The 17,665-nt window shown below is 38.9% G+C and carries 18 protein-coding genes; 11 read left to right on the top strand and 7 right to left on the bottom strand.

What is annotated here, in order from left to right:
* The first annotated feature begins 145 nt into the window (after positions 1-145).
* The 3 genes from holB to K348_RS0112145 are packed head-to-tail and all read left to right on the top strand — an operon-like array spanning position 146 to position 3,278.
* The gene (gene holB, locus K348_RS0112155) at positions 146-1,270 is read left to right on the top strand and encodes a DNA polymerase III subunit delta' (RefSeq protein WP_029905216.1); all 1,125 of its coding nucleotides are present in this window, start codon (positions 146-148) and stop codon (positions 1,268-1,270) included.
* A gap of 57 nt (positions 1,271-1,327) precedes the next feature.
* Positions 1,328-2,803 (top strand): regulatory iron-sulfur-containing complex subunit RicT, encoded by a 1,476-nt coding sequence (locus K348_RS0112150; RefSeq protein ID WP_029905215.1) that lies wholly within the window; start codon positions 1,328-1,330, stop codon positions 2,801-2,803.
* The gene (locus tag K348_RS0112145; RefSeq protein WP_029905214.1) at positions 2,769-3,278 is read left to right on the top strand and encodes a gliding motility lipoprotein GldH; all 510 of its coding nucleotides are present in this window, start codon (positions 2,769-2,771) and stop codon (positions 3,276-3,278) included. Before K348_RS0112150 ends, K348_RS0112145 begins: the two co-directional genes overlap by 35 nt.
* A 62-nt stretch (positions 3,279-3,340) precedes the next feature.
* On the opposite strand, the gene K348_RS0112140 is transcribed toward K348_RS0112145, so the two are convergent.
* Positions 3,341-4,447 (bottom strand): TlpA disulfide reductase family protein, encoded by a 1,107-nt coding sequence (locus tag K348_RS0112140; protein WP_029905213.1) that lies wholly within the window; start codon positions 4,445-4,447, stop codon positions 3,341-3,343.
* Positions 4,448-4,532: 85 nt separating this feature from the next.
* Complete coding sequence (locus tag K348_RS0112135; RefSeq protein ID WP_029905212.1) at positions 4,533-5,630, bottom strand: TlpA disulfide reductase family protein; 1,098 nt, start codon at positions 5,628-5,630, stop codon at positions 4,533-4,535.
* 394 nt (positions 5,631-6,024) lie between these two features.
* Here K348_RS0112135 and K348_RS0112130 point away from each other — a divergent pair, with 394 nt between their 5' ends.
* From K348_RS0112130 to K348_RS0112120, 3 genes are all read left to right on the top strand, one after another.
* On the top strand, positions 6,025-6,294 hold the full coding sequence (locus K348_RS0112130) for a co-chaperone GroES (RefSeq protein ID WP_029905211.1): 270 nt from the start codon (positions 6,025-6,027) through the stop codon (positions 6,292-6,294).
* Between the two features lie 27 nt (positions 6,295-6,321).
* The gene (gene groL / locus K348_RS0112125; RefSeq protein WP_029905210.1) at positions 6,322-7,953 is read left to right on the top strand and encodes a chaperonin GroEL; all 1,632 of its coding nucleotides are present in this window, start codon (positions 6,322-6,324) and stop codon (positions 7,951-7,953) included.
* Positions 7,954-8,086: 133 nt separating this feature from the next.
* Complete coding sequence (locus K348_RS0112120; protein WP_029905209.1) at positions 8,087-8,470, top strand: 2-amino-4-hydroxy-6-hydroxymethyldihydropteridine diphosphokinase; 384 nt, start codon at positions 8,087-8,089, stop codon at positions 8,468-8,470.
* On the opposite strand, the gene K348_RS0112115 is transcribed toward K348_RS0112120, so the two are convergent.
* Positions 8,462-9,316, bottom strand: coding sequence for a beta-1,6-N-acetylglucosaminyltransferase (locus tag K348_RS0112115; protein ID WP_029905208.1), 855 nt, complete (start codon positions 9,314-9,316; stop codon positions 8,462-8,464). The genes K348_RS0112120 and K348_RS0112115 overlap by 9 nt on opposite strands.
* 223 nt (positions 9,317-9,539) lie before the next feature.
* Between K348_RS0112115 and K348_RS0112110 the strand changes: the two genes are divergently transcribed.
* Both K348_RS0112110 and K348_RS0112105 read left to right on the top strand, forming a co-directional pair.
* Positions 9,540-9,980, top strand: coding sequence for a DUF3836 domain-containing protein (locus K348_RS0112110; protein WP_081852565.1), 441 nt, complete (start codon positions 9,540-9,542; stop codon positions 9,978-9,980).
* Between the two features lie 59 nt (positions 9,981-10,039).
* Positions 10,040-10,480, top strand: a complete 441-nt coding sequence (locus K348_RS0112105) for a DUF3836 domain-containing protein (RefSeq protein ID WP_081852564.1) — start codon at positions 10,040-10,042, stop codon at positions 10,478-10,480.
* A gap of 68 nt (positions 10,481-10,548) precedes the next feature.
* On the opposite strand, the gene yidC is transcribed toward K348_RS0112105, so the two are convergent.
* Together yidC and K348_RS0112095 are read right to left on the bottom strand one after the other, a co-directional pair.
* Positions 10,549-12,489: a membrane protein insertase YidC gene (yidC, locus tag K348_RS0112100; RefSeq protein ID WP_029905205.1), complete on the bottom strand. Its 1,941-nt coding sequence runs from the start codon at positions 12,487-12,489 to the stop codon at positions 10,549-10,551.
* A 41-nt stretch (positions 12,490-12,530) separates the two neighbouring features.
* On the bottom strand, positions 12,531-14,141 hold the full coding sequence (locus tag K348_RS0112095) for a CTP synthase (RefSeq protein WP_029905204.1): 1,611 nt from the start codon (positions 14,139-14,141) through the stop codon (positions 12,531-12,533).
* A 210-nt stretch (positions 14,142-14,351) separates the two neighbouring features.
* On the opposite strand from K348_RS0112095, the gene K348_RS0112090 reads away from it, so the two are divergent.
* From K348_RS0112090 to fabG, 3 genes are all read left to right on the top strand, one after another.
* Complete coding sequence (locus tag K348_RS0112090; protein ID WP_029905203.1) at positions 14,352-14,546, top strand: hypothetical protein; 195 nt, start codon at positions 14,352-14,354, stop codon at positions 14,544-14,546.
* Positions 14,547-14,711: 165 nt separating this feature from the next.
* Positions 14,712-15,302 carry a TetR/AcrR family transcriptional regulator gene (locus K348_RS0112085; protein WP_029905202.1) on the top strand — a complete coding sequence of 197 codons (591 nt, stop codon included), beginning with the start codon at positions 14,712-14,714 and terminating at the stop codon, positions 15,300-15,302.
* A 38-nt stretch (positions 15,303-15,340) separates the two neighbouring features.
* Complete coding sequence (gene fabG / locus K348_RS0112080; RefSeq protein WP_029905201.1) at positions 15,341-16,087, top strand: 3-oxoacyl-[acyl-carrier-protein] reductase; 747 nt, start codon at positions 15,341-15,343, stop codon at positions 16,085-16,087.
* Between the two features lie 55 nt (positions 16,088-16,142).
* Here fabG and rlmH read toward each other — a convergent pair whose 3' ends face one another.
* Together rlmH and K348_RS0112070 are read right to left on the bottom strand one after the other, a co-directional pair.
* Complete coding sequence (rlmH, locus tag K348_RS0112075) at positions 16,143-16,616, bottom strand: 23S rRNA (pseudouridine(1915)-N(3))-methyltransferase RlmH (protein WP_029905200.1); 474 nt, start codon at positions 16,614-16,616, stop codon at positions 16,143-16,145.
* Positions 16,617-16,719: 103 nt separating this feature from the next.
* Positions 16,720-17,559 (bottom strand): sugar phosphate isomerase/epimerase, encoded by an 840-nt coding sequence (locus K348_RS0112070; RefSeq protein WP_029905199.1) that lies wholly within the window; start codon positions 17,557-17,559, stop codon positions 16,720-16,722.
* Positions 17,560-17,665 lie beyond the last annotated feature (106 nt).

Below are 17,665 nucleotides of genomic sequence, written 5' to 3'. Positions count from 1 at the left end.
TTATAAGTTGTGAGTTCGTATTTTTATAGCTTTGCTGCATTGGCACATTTTCATATTTACTAATTAGCACATTAATTTTCGTTACCTTTGTTACTTTTTAACAGTATATAGTTAATTAATGTAAACACAGAATAATAATCAAATAATGTTCTTTAAAGATATAATAGGACAAGACGACGTAAAAGTGAGGCTGATAAATTCGGCTAAGAAAGGCATAATCCCCCATGCCCAGCTCTTTTGCGGGCCCGAAGGAACCGGAAAATTCCCTTTGGCGCTTGCCTATGCACAATATCTTAATTGCGAAAATCCGTCGGAAACAGATGCATGCGGAAAGTGCCCGTCGTGCGTAAAATACAATCATCTGGCTCATCCCGACCTGCATTTTGTATTCCCTATCGTAAAAAAAGCCGCGAAGAAGAAAGAAGTCTGCGACGATTATATAGCCGAATGGCGTGAATTTATCAAACAAGGTAATTACTTCAACCTCAACCAATGGCTCGAATTTATCGATGCGGAAAATTCGCAGGGGCTTATTTATGCGAAAGAAAGCGAGGAAATTATCCGCAAACTCAGCCTGAGGATATACGAGGCTAAATATAAAGTAATGATTATCTGGCTTCCCGAGAAAATGCATGAATCGTGCGCCAATAAACTGTTGAAAATAATCGAGGAACCGACCGATAATACGATTTTCCTGCTCGTATCCGATAGTCCCGACAATATCATTACCACGATACAATCCCGTTGCCAACGGATTAATATACATGGTGTGAAAGAAGAGGATATCTGTTCTGCCCTCGAATCCGCTTACAACATCACTCCGGAAGATGCCGCAAGTGTGGCACACCTGTCAAACGGCAGTTATCTGAAAGCACTCGAAACTATCAGCCTGAACGATGAACATAAGTTCTTCTTCAATCTGTTTATACAAATGATGCGTGCTTCATATGCCCGCAATATAAAAGAAATAAAATCGATAGGTAACGAAATAGCAGGTGTAGGCCGTGAAAACCAGAAAGGTTTCCTGCGATACAGCCAGCGGATGATACGTGAATACTTTATCAGTAACCTGAACCAGCCGGAAATGGTATATCTGGCACAGGATGAAGCAAATTTTGGCACTCGTTTTGCACCTTTCATTAACGAACGGAACATTACCGGATTTATGGACGAACTGGCATTAGCTGAACGACATATAGAACAAAATGTAAATGCAAAGATGGTTTTTTTCGATCTTTGTCTGAAAATAACCATGCTAATTAAACAATAATATAGACCCACAAAGCCGTAGAAGGGGCTTTGATACAATGAACTAAAACTTTAACTAATGGATTCAAATCAAAATACATTTATCCCCAACGACAGTGAGGGCGCCGGTATAAATCCTGCCGTACCTAACTATGAGAAGGCCGCTACTCCTGCTTTGCAGACGGCCGGAACAGATACCGAAGTCAAAGAAAAAAAATGTTGCAGCAAATCGAATGGCTGCTGCCGTAAAAAAGCAAATGCCTGCTGCTCGGGAACTCATAAACTGGAAGTATATAACTGGCTCGAGGATTTGCCTGAAATTACCGGCGAATCGCAAATGGTAGAGGTACAGTTCAAGAATACACGCAAGGGATATTATCTGAACAGTAATAATATAGAGGTATTTAAAGGTGATATTGTTGCCGTAGAAGCCTCTCCGGGACACGATATAGGGGAAGTTACCCTGACCGGAAAGCTGGTACAACTGCAAATGCTGAAAAATAATTACCGTGGCGATACCAAGCGTATCTATCGCATTGCCAAGCCGAACGACATCGATAAATGGAATGAAGCAAAAGCAAAAGAGCATAAGACCATGCTCAGGGCGAGGGAAATAGCCGAAGACCTCAAACTGGATATGAAAATCAGTGATGTGGAATTTCAAGGCGACGGCAACAAAGCCATTTTCTACTATATCGCCGACGAGCGTGTAGACTTCCGTCAGTTGATAAAAGTTTATGCTTCCGAATTCCGTGTAAAGATAGAAATGAAACAGATCGGCGCGCGTCAGGAAGCCGGACGTGTAGGTGGAATAGGCCCGTGCGGACGGGAATTATGCTGCTCCAGCTCGATGTCTAACTTTATATCGGTTTCTACATCAGCAGCGCGTTTACAGGATATACCACTGAATCCTCAAAAGTTAGCCGGACAATGCGGGAAGTTGAAGTGCTGCCTCAATTTTGAAGTGGATACATATGTGGAAGCACAACGTAAACTGCCTTCAAGAGAGATAGTATTGGAAACAAAAGACGCTTCGTATTATCACTTTAAAACTGATATTCTTTCGGGTGATATGACATATTCTACCGACAAGCATTTTGCGGCTAACCTCATTACCTTGTCGAAAGACCGCGTATATGAAGTGATCAGGATGAACAAACAGGGAGGAAAACCAACTCATTTATCTGTAGAAGTACAGGAGCAAAATGAAAAACCGACATCACATGACATCCTGCAGGAAAATATCAACCGATTCGATAACAGCGGAAACAATAACCGCAACAACAAAAAGAAAAAGTTCTCAAAAAATAAGCCTGAAAACAGCGGACCGAAAGGCCACAACAATCAGGGCAACAATAACAAGCCGGAAAATAATAAACTGGATAATAGCGCCAAGCAATTAACTAAACCTGCCAACAGGCCGGAAAACAATAACCAGCAAGGTAATAACCAAAGTCAGAATCACAATAGGAATAACAAACACCGTAATAACAGAAACGACAGAAACCGACACAATAATAATGGAAAGCCTGACCAGAAGAAGCCTGAAGCATAAAGGTTTATTAGCTATATGCTGCTTGCTGTTATTAGCTATAAGTGTTTCCTGTAACAGGCAGGATATTTATTATCATTTCCATGAAATCAAAAACGGTGAATGGTCATATAGCGATACCCTTATATTCGACATAGATACTACTAAGTTTGAACTGAATGTACCTTATACAATGGATATAGAAGTGACGAATAATGTCAACTATCCGTATCAGAACATCTGGTTCTTCATTCAGAACAATTTCGAGAACGATTCGGTATTTGTAAAACAGGAAAAAGAGTATATGCTGGCTGACGAGTTCGGCAAATGGAAAGGATCGGGATTCGGTACGTTGCACCAATTATCTCTTGCTTTGGATAATAATATAGTCTTCAAAGAAAAGCGTAATTACCGCATAAAGATAGAACACGGTATGCGCGATAAAGACCTGACAGGGATTGAGAAAGTTGGGATAAGGATCAGTAAAAAGGATAACTAGAGGTGTATATAATAAAAAAGGCCTATCGGTATGATAAGCCTTTTATTTATATGATCAAGTAATTACTTCAATAATTCGGTCACTTTTGTTGTAGCATCTTCGGCACTAAGTCCGCGGGCAAGAATCTTTCCGTCCTTGTCTAATAGAACAAGGTGAGGAATAGAGTTCACTCCGTATGCTGCAGCAAGTTCGCTATCCCAGAATTTGATATCGGAAATCTGAGGCCATGTAATACTAAGATCTTTGATACCTTTTACCCAGGCGTCATTTGTCCTGTCAAGTGAAATGCCGACTATTTCGAAGTCTTTATCTTTATATTGCTTATATAGCTCAACAAGCTTAGGCATCTCGGCACGGCAAGGAGGACACCACGATGCCCAGAAATCGATGAGTACATATTTGCCTTTTCCTGCATAATTAGCCAACGCATCATCTTTGCCTTCCGGGGTCTTTCCTTTGAGGTCGACGAATGCTTTCCCTACCGATGTAGCATCCAATGCCTGAATACGGGCTTCAAGCTTTTGCATTCTTTGATTTGTCTTGTATTCGGGTTTCACCCAGGCAAATATTTCTTTCATCTGGTCGAGACTAAATACATATGACCTTGAAGCGAATACATAAGCACCTATCTGGTTCTGTATATTGGCTTTGACATAATCATATATCGCTGTAGACTGTTCTTTTTCTTTTTCGTCGAACTGTTTTTTTATAGCTTCTCTGCCTACCTTGGTGGTATCTTCTTTACCCTTTTGGAATAAGGTACTGAAATCCGCTTCGAAAGCGTTCATCTTATCATTGTATGCCTGATAAGCGTCGTTTGAAGGAGTTCCTTTAATAGTAGAGGTACTATCGAGAGTGACTTCTATTTGCCCCGGTTCTACAATTAAGAGTGTAGCTCTATTTACCTTATTGGTAGGTTCAGCCAGTTCTAAATAGTGTACGGTAGGACCTTCTTTCGCTAAGCCTTTAAATTCGAAAATGCCATTTGCAACTGTAGCAGTGTCAATAGTTACAAGATCATTCCAATTATCACCCAATACTTTTAGATAAACGATATTGTTATCGTTCTCAGGGTCGACAAGTTTTCCTTTGATTGTGAATTCTTCCTTTTCGGCACATGAAGCAAACAGCATCATGATTGCCGAGAAGAATAATATGACTTTCTTCATTCTATTTATTGTAATAAGATTGTTAATATACCAAGCTATTAATCTGTGAAATATTCAAGCTTCCTATTTAAACAAGGAAGTTATCTTATTGTTTATTCAGGACTTCGGCGATCTTCTCATCGAGGGCTGCCCCTCTCAGCTCTTTTGCCACAATAATACCATCTTCATCTACTAATATTGTGTGAGGAATAGTATTGATGCCGTACATCTCCGATGCAGATTTTGTATCATCTCCTAGTTGAACCCATGTCATCTTGTGAGTATTCACGGCATTTTGCCATGCCTGTCTGTCATCATCTACTGAGATACCGACTATTTCAAAGCCTTTCGACTTATAGGTATTATAAGTCTTTATCAGGTTAGGCATTTCCTGAATACAAGGTCCGCACCACGATGCCCAGAAATCGATAAGCACACATTTGTGTTTACCTGCATAATCGGATAATGCAACTCTGTTTCCCTGCATATCCACCAGCTGAACATCAACCAACGGTTGCCCCACTTCCGGAACTACCCTGTTCAGTTCTACCGAGAGTGCTTTCATTTCAGGCGTATTGAGGAAAGTAGTATCTGCAAGCGTAAGCAGTTCTTTCAATTGTTCTTTTGTAAAGGCAGATGCTGTAGAATAGAACAGGAATTCTCCAGCCTGATTAGACATATTGGATTTCGTAAATTCGAAGCTAGCTTTCTGAATTTCTTCCTGTATAGCCTGCATTCTCTGGTTTGCATCAGGAATAGCCTGCACACCGCCTGCTTCGTTAACTTCTTTATATAATCCTACCATTTTATTCATGGCCATGTGGACTTTATTGAATTCCTCGTTTCTAGGGCTACCGCTTGTAGTTACGGCATTCTTATCGAAAGATATCTTTATTGTTCCCGGCTCAAGTATCAATGTACCGACAGGAGTGTTCTGTTCTGCAGCTTCCAGTTTGCCAACAGAAACAAATCCCATTATCGGCCCGTTATCGATGGAACCTTTGAATGTAAATTTACCGTCTTTTAATACCACCGAATCTATTATCGAAGACGATTCAGCTTTCATGCTATCTATTTTCTGAAGATATACTGTCTTACCATCAAATGTATTTTCTTTGAAATCACCTTCAATAGTGTAAGAATTTTTCTGACATGATGCGAATATAACAGCCAGAACGGAAAGGAGTAATGTGATCTTTTTCATCAAAAGAAAAGTATTATAATTTTTTTATCGTTGAATTATCGCAAAGATAAGTAAATAGTTCGGAGAGAAATCATTATTTATCAATAATACTTAAGAGCAGGATAATATAAACGAAAGAAATTTATCTATACATTATAATAACGGATTTGGTATAATTATAAAATATTACGGTTCAGGAAATTCTTTTAGTAAGTAAAATTGTTACTTTTGTTAGCTTTTAAAATCTCGGAGGAAAGGAAATTATATTCATAAAGGAAATGAAACTGACAAGTAGTCATTTTGAGATTGACAACCCCTGCTTTTTTGACAGAAATCAATTTTGGCACAGAATTCGCTTCCTGCTATACAGAAAAATATTAAAATTAATATATAACAATTTAAAATCTAAAAAATCATGAGTATTAAACCATTAGCAGACAGAGTGTTGATTAAACCAGCCGCTGCAGAAGAGAAAAGTGTGGGTGGTATTATTATTCCGGACACAGCTAAAGAAAAACCGCTTAAAGGTGAGGTTGTAGCTGTAGGTAACGGAACAAAAGACGAAGAAATGGTGGTTAAACCGAAAGATCAGGTTCTTTACGGTAAATATGCCGGAACTGAGATCGAACTCGATGGCGAGACTTATCTCATCATGCGCCAGTCTGACATTCTTGCAATCATTTAATACAAATCAAAAAAATAACGAAAAATCATGGCAAAAGAAATTATTTTCAATATCGATGCCCGCGACGAGCTTAAAAAAGGTGTAGATGCGTTGGCTAACGCAGTAAAAGTAACACTGGGACCAAAAGGCCGTAATGTAATCCTTGATAAAAAATTCGGTGCGCCTCACATCACAAAAGACGGTGTAACAGTAGCTAAAGAAATAGAACTGGAAGACGCTTTCCAGAACATGGGAGCACAGCTTGTTAAAGAAGTAGCTTCTAAAACAAACGACGATGCCGGTGACGGTACTACTACTGCAACTGTACTTGCACAGTCAATCGTAAGCGTGGGTCTTAAGAATGTTACTGCAGGAGCAAACCCAATGGATCTGAAACGTGGTATTGACAAAGCGGTTATTAAGGTTGTAGATAACATTAAGAATCAATCTATAACTGTAGGTGATGACCTCCAAAAAATAGAAAACGTAGCTAAAATATCTGCAAACGGTGACGAAACTATCGGTAAGCTGATTGCAGAAGCTATGGGTAAAGTGAAAAAAGAAGGTGTTATCACTGTAGAAGAAGCAAAAGGTACTGAAACTTACGTTGACGTAGTTGAAGGTATGCAATTCGACAGAGGATATATCTCTCCATACTTTGTAACCGATACAGAGAAAATGGAAGCAGATATGGAAAATCCTTATATCCTAATCCACGACAAGAAAATCTCTGTACTGAAAGATATTCTTCCAATACTTGAAGCAGCTCTTAAATCAGGACGTTCTTTACTTATCATCGCAGAAGATATCGACTCTGAAGCATTGACTACATTGGTAGTTAACCGTCTTCGTGCCGGTCTTAAAATATGCGCTGTAAAAGCTCCGGGATTCGGTGACCGTCGTAAAGAAATGCTGGAAGACATCGCTATCCTTACAGGTGGTACAGTAATCACAGAAGAAAGAGGTCTTTCTCTGGAAGCAGCTACTCTGGATATGCTAGGTACTGCAGATAAGGTGACAGTAAACAAAGACAATACAACTATCGTAAACGGCGCAGGCGACAAAGCAGCAATCTCAGCACGTGTAGGCCAGATCCGTTCGCAGATGGAAAAAACAACTTCTGACTATGACAAAGAAAAACTACAGGAACGTCTTGCTAAACTTGCAGGCGGTGTAGCTGTTCTTTATGTTGGTGCTGCTTCGGAAGTGGAAATGAAAGAGAAGAAAGACCGTGTGGAAGATGCACTTTCTGCAACACGTGCTGCTATCGAAGAAGGTACAGTACCGGGAGGTGGTGTAGCTTATATCCGTGCTATCGACGCTCTGGAAAATATGAAAGGCGAGAACGAAGACGAAACTACAGGTATCGAAATCGTTAAACGCGCTATCGAAGAGCCTCTTCGCCAGATTGTAGCAAACAGCGGTAAAGAAGGTGCCGTAGTAGTACAGAAAGTACGTGAAGGTAAAGCAGACTATGGATACAACGCCCGGGCAGACAAATATGAAAATCTGAACGCAGCCGGTGTTATCGACCCTGCTAAGGTTGCACGCGTAGCTCTTGAAAACGCTGCTTCTATCGCCGGTATGTTCCTTACTACAGAATGTATCATAACAGATAAGAAAGAAGACAACCCTGCTCCTGCAATGCCTATGGGCGGCGGAATGGGCGGAATGATGTAATAATCAATCCAATCTGACACACATACGGAAGCGGACAGCTAAAATAGCTGTCCGCTTTTTTATTATCTATAACCTTTTATCTTCTCTGAAAATATCCATCAATTAGAAAATGGGATGTATATTTGTACCTGATATGAATAAAGCTTTGCTGAGTATAGGAACCAATGAAAACCGGGAAGAGAACCTTTCCCTTTGTCATCATTTGTTAGGTAAAATATTTACCGATCTGTTTTATTCCCGAACATCCATAACCGTTCCCTATGGAGCAAACTATAAAAGCAACTTTCTCAATCAATTGGCTCTTATCCATACCGATAAAAGTAAGGATGATGTTATAAGTCTATTAAAGTCAATCGAAACACAGATAGGCCGTGTGAGTTCCGATAAAGAAAAGGGTACCGTAAAAATAGATATAGATCTCGTTATCTGGAATAGTGAAGTATTAAGGCCGGTAGACATCAGCCGAAGTTATATAGCTGATTTATTGCCCGAACTGCAAGACAGGCTTCTACCATAATTCTTTCTTTATCTTCTCCAGTAATGCCCCGCTATCATCATTAAATTTCCTTGCAAAATACGGGTAGCGCTTTCCGTACTCATCGTTAAATTCAAGATGATCTTTCAGAAATTCGATATGCCGTTCATCAATTAGTGCAGGAGGCACAGGCACTTCCCAATCAGTATATGTAAGATTTGCCGCCGTATTATTCCGAAAAGGAGAGTTTCCTATTATGGTTTGAAAGAATGCCTCATCGGGAACAAGAGTATGCTTGAAAAAGTCGATATATCTCCTATCCTCATCTGCAGTCTCTAATATATACTTAACACAATTATTAGTGAGACTAAACCATTGGGTACCTGCATAAACTTTGAAAGGTGCTTTACGTTTTACTCCGATTTTCTTTAATAATACTTCCGTGAGGAATTTAGGATTAAAGAGCTTAATATTACGACGGTTATAATCGAAGTAGTAATTCTCATATCTTTCCACTGGCTTGTACGGTACAGGAACAGGCGCAATATCGATATATTCTTTTCCTTTTTCTAACAGGCTTTTCAGAAAGCTTTTAGGCCGTACAGGATAATCTACTCCACTGATCAGTATATAATAATCAGCTTCGGGCGAATATTCTATTCCATATTTCATTAATGATAAGGTAGCTTTTACCATTGAGAATCCTCCCCAATTGATATCCGTATGCTCCGGAATAATCTTTACATTTTGAAAGGTAGATGTGTATTTATCCGCTGCTTTTTTATCTATATGTATATAGAATGACGTTTCTATATCATTCAGTGCATCTATCAGACGATCTAAATGAAGAAAGTTATTATGAGCCAGTATAAGATAGCAGATTTTCATATTATTTCCGATACATACAAAAGTAAATAAAAAAGTTAGCGATACTGAATAGAATTTAAAATACTGTATAAAAATAGACTCCAATTGTAAATTTTCTTTACAACCTGCCATATGGCACAACCAACGCAAAACACTGTATATCTGATTTTTATATTTTTTGGCACGGCTTTAGCATATTATATTGCAGATAACGATTAAATAATAACAAATAAAATATACAATTATGAAAACAACTATTTTAACATCAGTATTCGCAGTTTTAGTTTCAATAATGAACGTAAGCGCACAAAATGTAAACGTACTTAGCAACATCTCAAATGATGAAACAGGAACAAAGAAAGAATATATAACAGTAGACAAAGCCTATGCACCTCTGACAAAAGTATATTACTTCTATGATGTAAACGGTAACCTGAAAGAAAGAACAACTAGTGTATGGAACAACGAAAAAGGTTGGGAAAACCGCATCACTTACTCTTATGAATATGAAATCGATAACACTCTGGCTTATGTAGCTTTCAAGAAATGGGACAACAATACAAACAACTGGTCAAACAATCCGGAAGTGATTATGAATGAGAGGATAGATAATGAATACCTTGCAGTTAAACCATTCCAGATTAATTACGATGAAGAAGATACAATATTGTTTGTACAGAAGTAATCAGCATCCAGAATACAATAAGAAATAATAATCAAAATAAACAATTAAAATATACAATTATGAAAGCAACTATATTAACTTCACTATTCGCAGTATTGTTATCAGTAATGAGTTTGAGCGCACAAAACGATAAAGATGTCTTGACAAATTCAATCAGTAACGGCACAACTGTAGAAAAAGAGCACATAGAGATGAACAGCGAAACAGGCGAACCGTATAAAAGAAATTTTTACATATACGACAACAACGGAAAAATGCTCTCAAAGACAGTTGATAGCTGGAATAGCAAAACAGGTTGGGTAAGCGTGGCTAAGTCAGAGTTCGGCTATAACGAATCAGGAAATGTGGATTATATTGTTTATACAAAATGGAACGAATCGAAAAGTCGCTGGGAAAAGAATTCACAATATATTGCTTATGTTTATGATGAAAGCGGAAAGTACTTGTCAATGGAGAAAAAGGTAGTAAAAAATACAGATATTCTCTTAACACAAAGATAAAGGTTATTATAAATAAAGAAACCGGCTACCCAATCAGGATAGCCGGTTTGATTATTTTTAGACACTAATTATCGTTTTCTCTTTGTACTGTTCGTCTTATTTTTTTCTCTCAGTTGTTGCTGCTGTATGCGCTGGGCTTCTTCCAGGCGTGCCATAAATCCTGATTTCTTTTTAGGCTTGGCCTTGTTCGCTTCAAGCTTAGCCAGTACTTTCTCTTCATCGATCATATAACGGAAACCGATAGTTAGTAATATGGTTATCAACAACGAGAGGAAGTAGTAATATGTAAGACCCGACGGATAATCATTCAACATGAAAAGGAAAATCAATGGCATCAGATACATCATCCATTTCATACCCGGCATCTGTTGCTGTCCGGTATTTGTCATTTCCATATTAAACTTCGTGTAAATGATATTGGTTACAGTCATCAGTATACAGAACAAACTGAGATGAGTACCGATTAGAGGAATATGTGTCCCCCACTCGATGACAGCGTCATAAGTAGACAAATCGCTTGCCCAAAGGAAACTTTGCTGGCGCAACTCTATTGCATTTGGGAAAAACTGGAATAAAGCTATTAGTATCGGCATCTGTAGAAGCAACGGTATACACCCGCTCATCGGATTCACTCCCGCTTTATTATACAGAGCCATGGTAGCCTGCTGTTTTTCCATTGCTTGCTCCTGCTTCGGATACTTGGCACTCAATTCTTCTACCTGAGGACGCAGTACCCGCATTTTAGCAGATGACATAAACGATTTGAATGTCAATGGAGATATAACCAACTTCACGATGATTGTCAATAGCAGGATAACAATACCCATAGATATCCCTGTACTCCTCAATAAGTTGAAGATAGGAATAACGAAATACTGATTCACCCAGCGGAATAATGTCCATCCCAGCGGAACGAGTTTATCGAGATCCAGTTGTTTGTTTGCATCATCGATATGACTGTCATATTTCTTAAGTAAAGAATACGACATAGGTCCCAGATAGTAAGTAAATCCGGCACTTACCGTTCCTGTATTCATATCCAGTTGAGCCGGAGCATAAATAGCAGCCTCACAAACTTTTAGATATTCGCTGGATTCGTCCGTAACTAAAACTTTAGAATCAAGCAGGGCTGTTTCTATCTTATCATCGGCAATCAAAATGGGTGCAAAGAACTGGTTTTTGAATGCAATCCATTTAGCAGGTTCTTTCACTTCAAGTTGTTCATTCTTGTCACTGCTCAATTCATTGACATCACCGCCAACATATTTGTAATATATATGTGAGTAGCGCTGCTCATTTTTAACACTTTTCTCCTGCCTGCGCATTTTCTGTCCCCAATGCAACTCTATAATATCCGCCTTGTTTCTGTCCAGCATAGGCTGCAGGCCGACAAGGGTGATATCATATTTCATCATATAATCGTCATCCGCCAGTTTGTATAAGAAATCGATGTGCTGGTTGTCAGAATAAGAGAAGCGCATAATAAGCGAATTATCCCCATCTGTCTTTATTGGAGTAAACATCAGTTCGTTTGTATGCAGAACCTTGTTTTGTTTGTTGGTAAGTTGAAGAGAGAAGTTCGCGTCGTTATTAAAGAGATATAAAGAATCCCCGTTGTAGCGCGAATACTCTTTCAACTGGGCACTGACCATCTTTCCGCCTTTAGTAGAAAAGACTATCTTTACTTTACTATTCTCAAGGGTTATAAGCTGCTCGGTCTGTTGTGATGCGGATTGAAGAGAATCCCCTCCCAGATTTAAAGAATCCTTTTCCTGAACCGGCGCAGTAAAGAAATTATCTACAATATTTTCCGGCTTGGCTTCTTTTGCTGTATCTTTCAGGTTCGCCAAATCCTTTTCTTTTTCGCGTGCCTGCGCATATTCGATCGAATCACGAGTAAATTGCTCTTTCTGTCTGGCCTGCTCTTCCGCCGAAGGTCTGTTGAGAAGCGTAAATCCGATAACTACCGCCGCAATGAGTACAAACCCGATAATCGTATTCTTATCCATTAATAGTAATATAAATTTAGTATTGAGGTCTTTCCCTTTCTTTATTTCTTCTTATTATCTATAATCGCTTTTACAAAGCTGATAAACAACGGATTCGGAGATATAACCGTACTGTTATATTCAGGATGAAACTGTACTCCGATAAACCATTTCTTTTCAGGCACTTCCACAACTTCCACTAATCCCATATCAGGATTTATTCCGGTACATTTCATACCGTTCTTTTCGAAGTCTTCCCTGTAGTCGCCGTTAAATTCGAAACGATGACGGTGACGTTCCTGTATCAGTTTCTTTCCATAAATTTTATATGCCAGCGATCCTTTCTCCAGTTCGCACTTATATGCTCCAAGGCGCATTGTACCACCCATATTGGTAATGTTCTTCTGCTCTTCCATCAGGTCGATAACTTTGAACGGAGTATGAGGATTCATTTCCGTTGAATTTGCATCCTCTAATCCGAGTATATTACGTGCATATTCGATAACCATACACTGCATACCTAGGCAGATACCGAATGTAGGCACATCGTGCTCTCGCGCATATTTCAGGGCCTGAATTTTCCCTTCGATACCACGTTGTCCAAATCCCGGAGCAACAACTATGCCATCCATCGACGATAATATTTTTTCCACATTCTCTTCGGTCAATTTGTCAGAGAGAACAAACTGCAGATCGAGCTTGCGTCCGTTATATATTGCAGCCTGCATCAACGATTCGTTAATGGATTTGTAAGCATCGGGCAGTTCTACATATTTTCCGACTAAAGCTATACGGACTGTCTCTTTAGCATGCTTTTTCTTATCAAGGAAATCGCGCCATGGCTGCATTGCCGGTTTCTCACCGATCGGCATCCCCAGTTTGCGAAGTACGATCTCGTCCATATTCTGATCCTGCATCTTCAACGGAACTTCGTATATAGTAGACACATCCACAGATTGTACGACAGCATCTACTTCCACATTACAGAATAAGGCTACTTTCTTAAGGATATCTTTATTCAGCGGATGTTCGGTACGCAGTACAAGCATATCAGGCTGAACCCCTTCCGACTGCAATTGCTTAACAGAATGCTGTGTAGGCTTGGTTTTTACTTCTTTAGCTGCTGCAATGTAAGGTACATATGTAAGATGCACACACAGGCAATTCTTACCGAATTCCCAACGCAACTGACGTACACTTTCGATAAACGGCAGCGACTCTATATCACCCACTGTACCTCCGATTTCCGTGATTACAAAATCGTAATCGTATTTTGTACCCAACATCTTAATGTTGCGCTTTATTTCATCTGTTATATGTGGTACGATCTGAACTGTTTTTCCCAGATAGTCACCTTTACGTTCTTTATTAATTACGTTCTGATAAATACGTCCGGTAGTGATATTATTATCCTTATGGGTAGGCTGGTTTAGAAAACGTTCATAGTGACCGAGGTCTAGATCGGCTTCATGTCCGTCGACAGTTACATAACATTCTCCGTGCTCGTATGGATTTAAAGTTCCGGGGTCGATATTAATATAGGGATCCAGTTTTTGAATTGTTACTTTATATCCCCTTGCCTGTAGCAGTTTACCTAATGATGATGCAATAATACCTTTTCCTAGGGAAGATATAACCCCTCCTGTTACAAATATATACTTCGTATTAGCCACGACTTTTCGTTTTATATTTTTTACACTGTGAAAAGAAAGCACAAAAGTACAAAAATATTCCGATACTCGGTGCGAAAATCTATGTCTGTAATAACTTCAAATCAAAATAATTATTAACAGGAAGTTATCGTCGGTCAGCTATTTTATAAAGATCGCCCATCAAACAATCGTGATTATAAAATGTTAATATAATAACAATAAGAAAGTGCTATGATATTCTATACAATATTTATCATAATAGGTTCTATACTTTTTATCTCAAGTATTGTTCTGTGGTTCAGATCGGGAATGATAAAACGCAAGAATAATACCCAATCGAAAAAAGACGACAATATAGGGGGGTATATGTTTATATCGTCTCTGTTTTCCTTTACCATAGCGTTGCTGATCTGGTTACTGGCCTAATAGGCATAATTCCATCCCCATATAATTAATTATAGAATAAGCATATATTCGGATAAATCCCCTCACCTTTTTTAACAGAACTTATAAAAACGTACAAAATCATACGTATTCAATATTTTTGTACTAAATTTGCACACTTGGAATACTTGTGTGCAATTTTGATATATGGCCATAAACAAGACCCGAAATATCCTGATCGACGTTGCCCGTCAGCTTTTTGCTAAACTGGGAGTAGAAAATACTACCATGAACGATATTGCTGTCGCTTCCCACAAGGGGCGTCGGACACTATATACATACTTCAATAACAAAAATGAAGTATATCAGGCTGTATTGGAAAACGAACTCGACCAGATGTACCACGCCTTGCAATCGGTGGCAAGCAAAAAACTCCCTGCCGACGAAAAGCTTCTGCTATTCTTTTACACCCGTTTCGATGCTATAAAAAATGTTGTAGCCCGTAACGGTACGCTTAAGGCCGACTTTTTCCGGGATATATGGCGTGTACAAAACGTGCGGAAATGGTATGATGTGAAAGAAATTCAGGTATTGAAAGATATTCTAACAAAAGGAGTAGAAGAAGGAACCTTCGAAATGCCGGATACAGCTGCCACCGCTGAAATCCTGCATCATGCGTTAAAAGGGCTCGAAGTACCGTACATACGCGGGCAGATAAGAGCCGAAAGCCTCAAAACAGAATCGCAACGCGAGAATATAGCCTATCTGATATTCGAAGGAATCAAGAAGAAGAAATAAGAATTAACTAAATCATATATTAATTTATATTTTGAATTATGAAATTACTAGAAGGTAAAACCGCTGTCATTACAGGTGCAGCTCGTGGTATTGGTAAAGCCATTGCCCTAAAATATGCAGAACAAGGCGCGAACATCGCATTCACCGATTTGGCAATAGATGAGAATGCAAAAGCTACGGAAGCAGAAATAGCCAAATTCGGCGTAAAAGCAAAAGGATATGCATCGAATGCAGCAGACTTCGACGAAACCCACAAAGTGGTGGAAGAAATAATGAATGACTTCGGACAAATCGATATCCTTATTAACAATGCTGGTATCACACGCGATGGGCTTATGGTTCGCATGTCTGAGCAACAATGGGATATGGTAATCAATATCAACCTAAAATCTGCTTTCAACTTTATCCATGCTATTACACCTATCATGATGAAACAGAAAAGCGGAAGCATCATCAATATGAGTTCGGTTGTAGGCCTTTCCGGTAATGCAGGCCAAACAAACTACTCAGCATCGAAAGCAGGTATGATCGGCCTTGCCAAATCTATCGCTAAAGAAGTTGGTTCGAGAGGCATACGTGCAAATTGCATCTGTCCCGGCTTCATCATCACTGAAATGACCGGAGTATTATCAGAAGAAGTAAAGAAAAAATGGGCAGAACAAATACCTTTGCGTCGTGGAGGTACACCGGAAGACGTTGCTAATGTAGCAGTATTCTTAGGTTCTGATCTTTCTTCTTACGTATCGGGTCAAGCAATTCCTGTTTGTGGCGGAATGAATATGTAATATAATTTACTTATATAAAAAACGGTTTTAGTTGATGGACTAAAACCGTTTTTTTTTATTCGTGATGATAAGGCTCATTATTTAATATCGTCATCGCCCTGTACAGCTGTTCGACAAATATGAGCCTCACCATTTGATGAGAGAAAGTCATACGCGATAATGTTAGCTTTTCATTTGCCTTATCATATATTGCCGGAGAGAATCCATAAGGGCCACCAACAAGGAATACAAGACGCTTAGCTACCGTATGCGTCTTCTTTTCAATATAAGATGCAAACTGAACAGAAGTATATTCTTTTCCTTTATCATCCAGCAACACCAGATAATCGCCCGACTGCAGATTTTTCAGTATAAGTTCTCCTTCCTTTTCCTTCTGCTGATCCGGAGTTAGGTTCTTCGTATTTTTAATATCCGGAATAATCTGCATTTCAAAAGGTATATAATGTTCGAGACGTTTCTGATATTCATTTACGGCCTCGATAAAATAGCCTGCATCGGTCTTACCGATAACTAAAAGGATAATCTTCATAGGAAATGATTTTACAGTACAAAAGTAAAGAATTTACTAATCGGGAAAAATAAAAACGGATGACGTTAACATGTCATCCGTTAAATCATTTATACAATATCTATTATTTCGTTGCATCAATTACGCCTCTGAAATAGCCGATAGATTCGGCAATACCGGCTAAAGGAGCTTTCATATTCCGTTCATATTCCAAGCTACATGCCCCTGAATACTTCACCTGACGAAGCATCTTTACAAACTTAGGAATATCGATAATACCGCGACCGATCTCTCCGGTCTTTCCCGCTTTTGTAGCAGCGGTAGTATTTTTCATATGAATATCGAATACACGGTCTTTATATTTCTTCAAGTCGGCAATCGGGTCTTGTCCGTCACGGGCATCATGACCGATATCGAGACACATACCGATACGCGGATCGAGGTCTTTTACATGCTCATATATATCTTTTGCATTCGGATACAGTTCAATATCGGGCCCGTGTAAATGTATCGCATACTTAAAATCATATTCCTTTACTTTCTGGTCAACATACGGAAGCATATCATGATTCGGCACGCCTACTATAAGCTTTACTCCTACCCGTTTGGCATAGTCGAATGCACGGTCGACTTCTTCTTTGGTCTTCATATAAATAGGGCCAACGGCATATCCGGTTACATCATGTGCCGCCAGTTTTGCATGGAATGCCGCAATCTGTTCATCATTACTGTTTAATGGTAAATGGAAATCTTTTATACATAAATAATGTACATCTACCTCCTGCATCATCTTCAATGTTTCATCCAAATTGAAATTGACAAAGGTAAATCCGGCTATAGCAACTTTGAAAAGTTCCCCGTCATCTCTTAATGTTTTCTCCGGCTCTTTAGCATTTAAGCTTCCCGAGAAAAGAAGCGTGTGCGCACACACAATTGTAAGTAGTAATTTAATTTTCTGTTTCATGGTTATTTATCATCAAAAAAAATAAGATTCTGTTTATATGATAGAGGTCATATTTAGCAAGACAAATATAAACAATAATATTAAGAAATCAATTAATCGGTTATTT

The organism is Prevotella sp. 10(H), from assembly GCF_000711235.1.
Lineage (GTDB): Bacteria > Bacteroidota > Bacteroidia > Bacteroidales > Dysgonomonadaceae > Dysgonomonas.
Note: the sequence above shows the minus strand (reverse complement) of the source record. Positions and strands in the feature narration are given on the sequence as shown.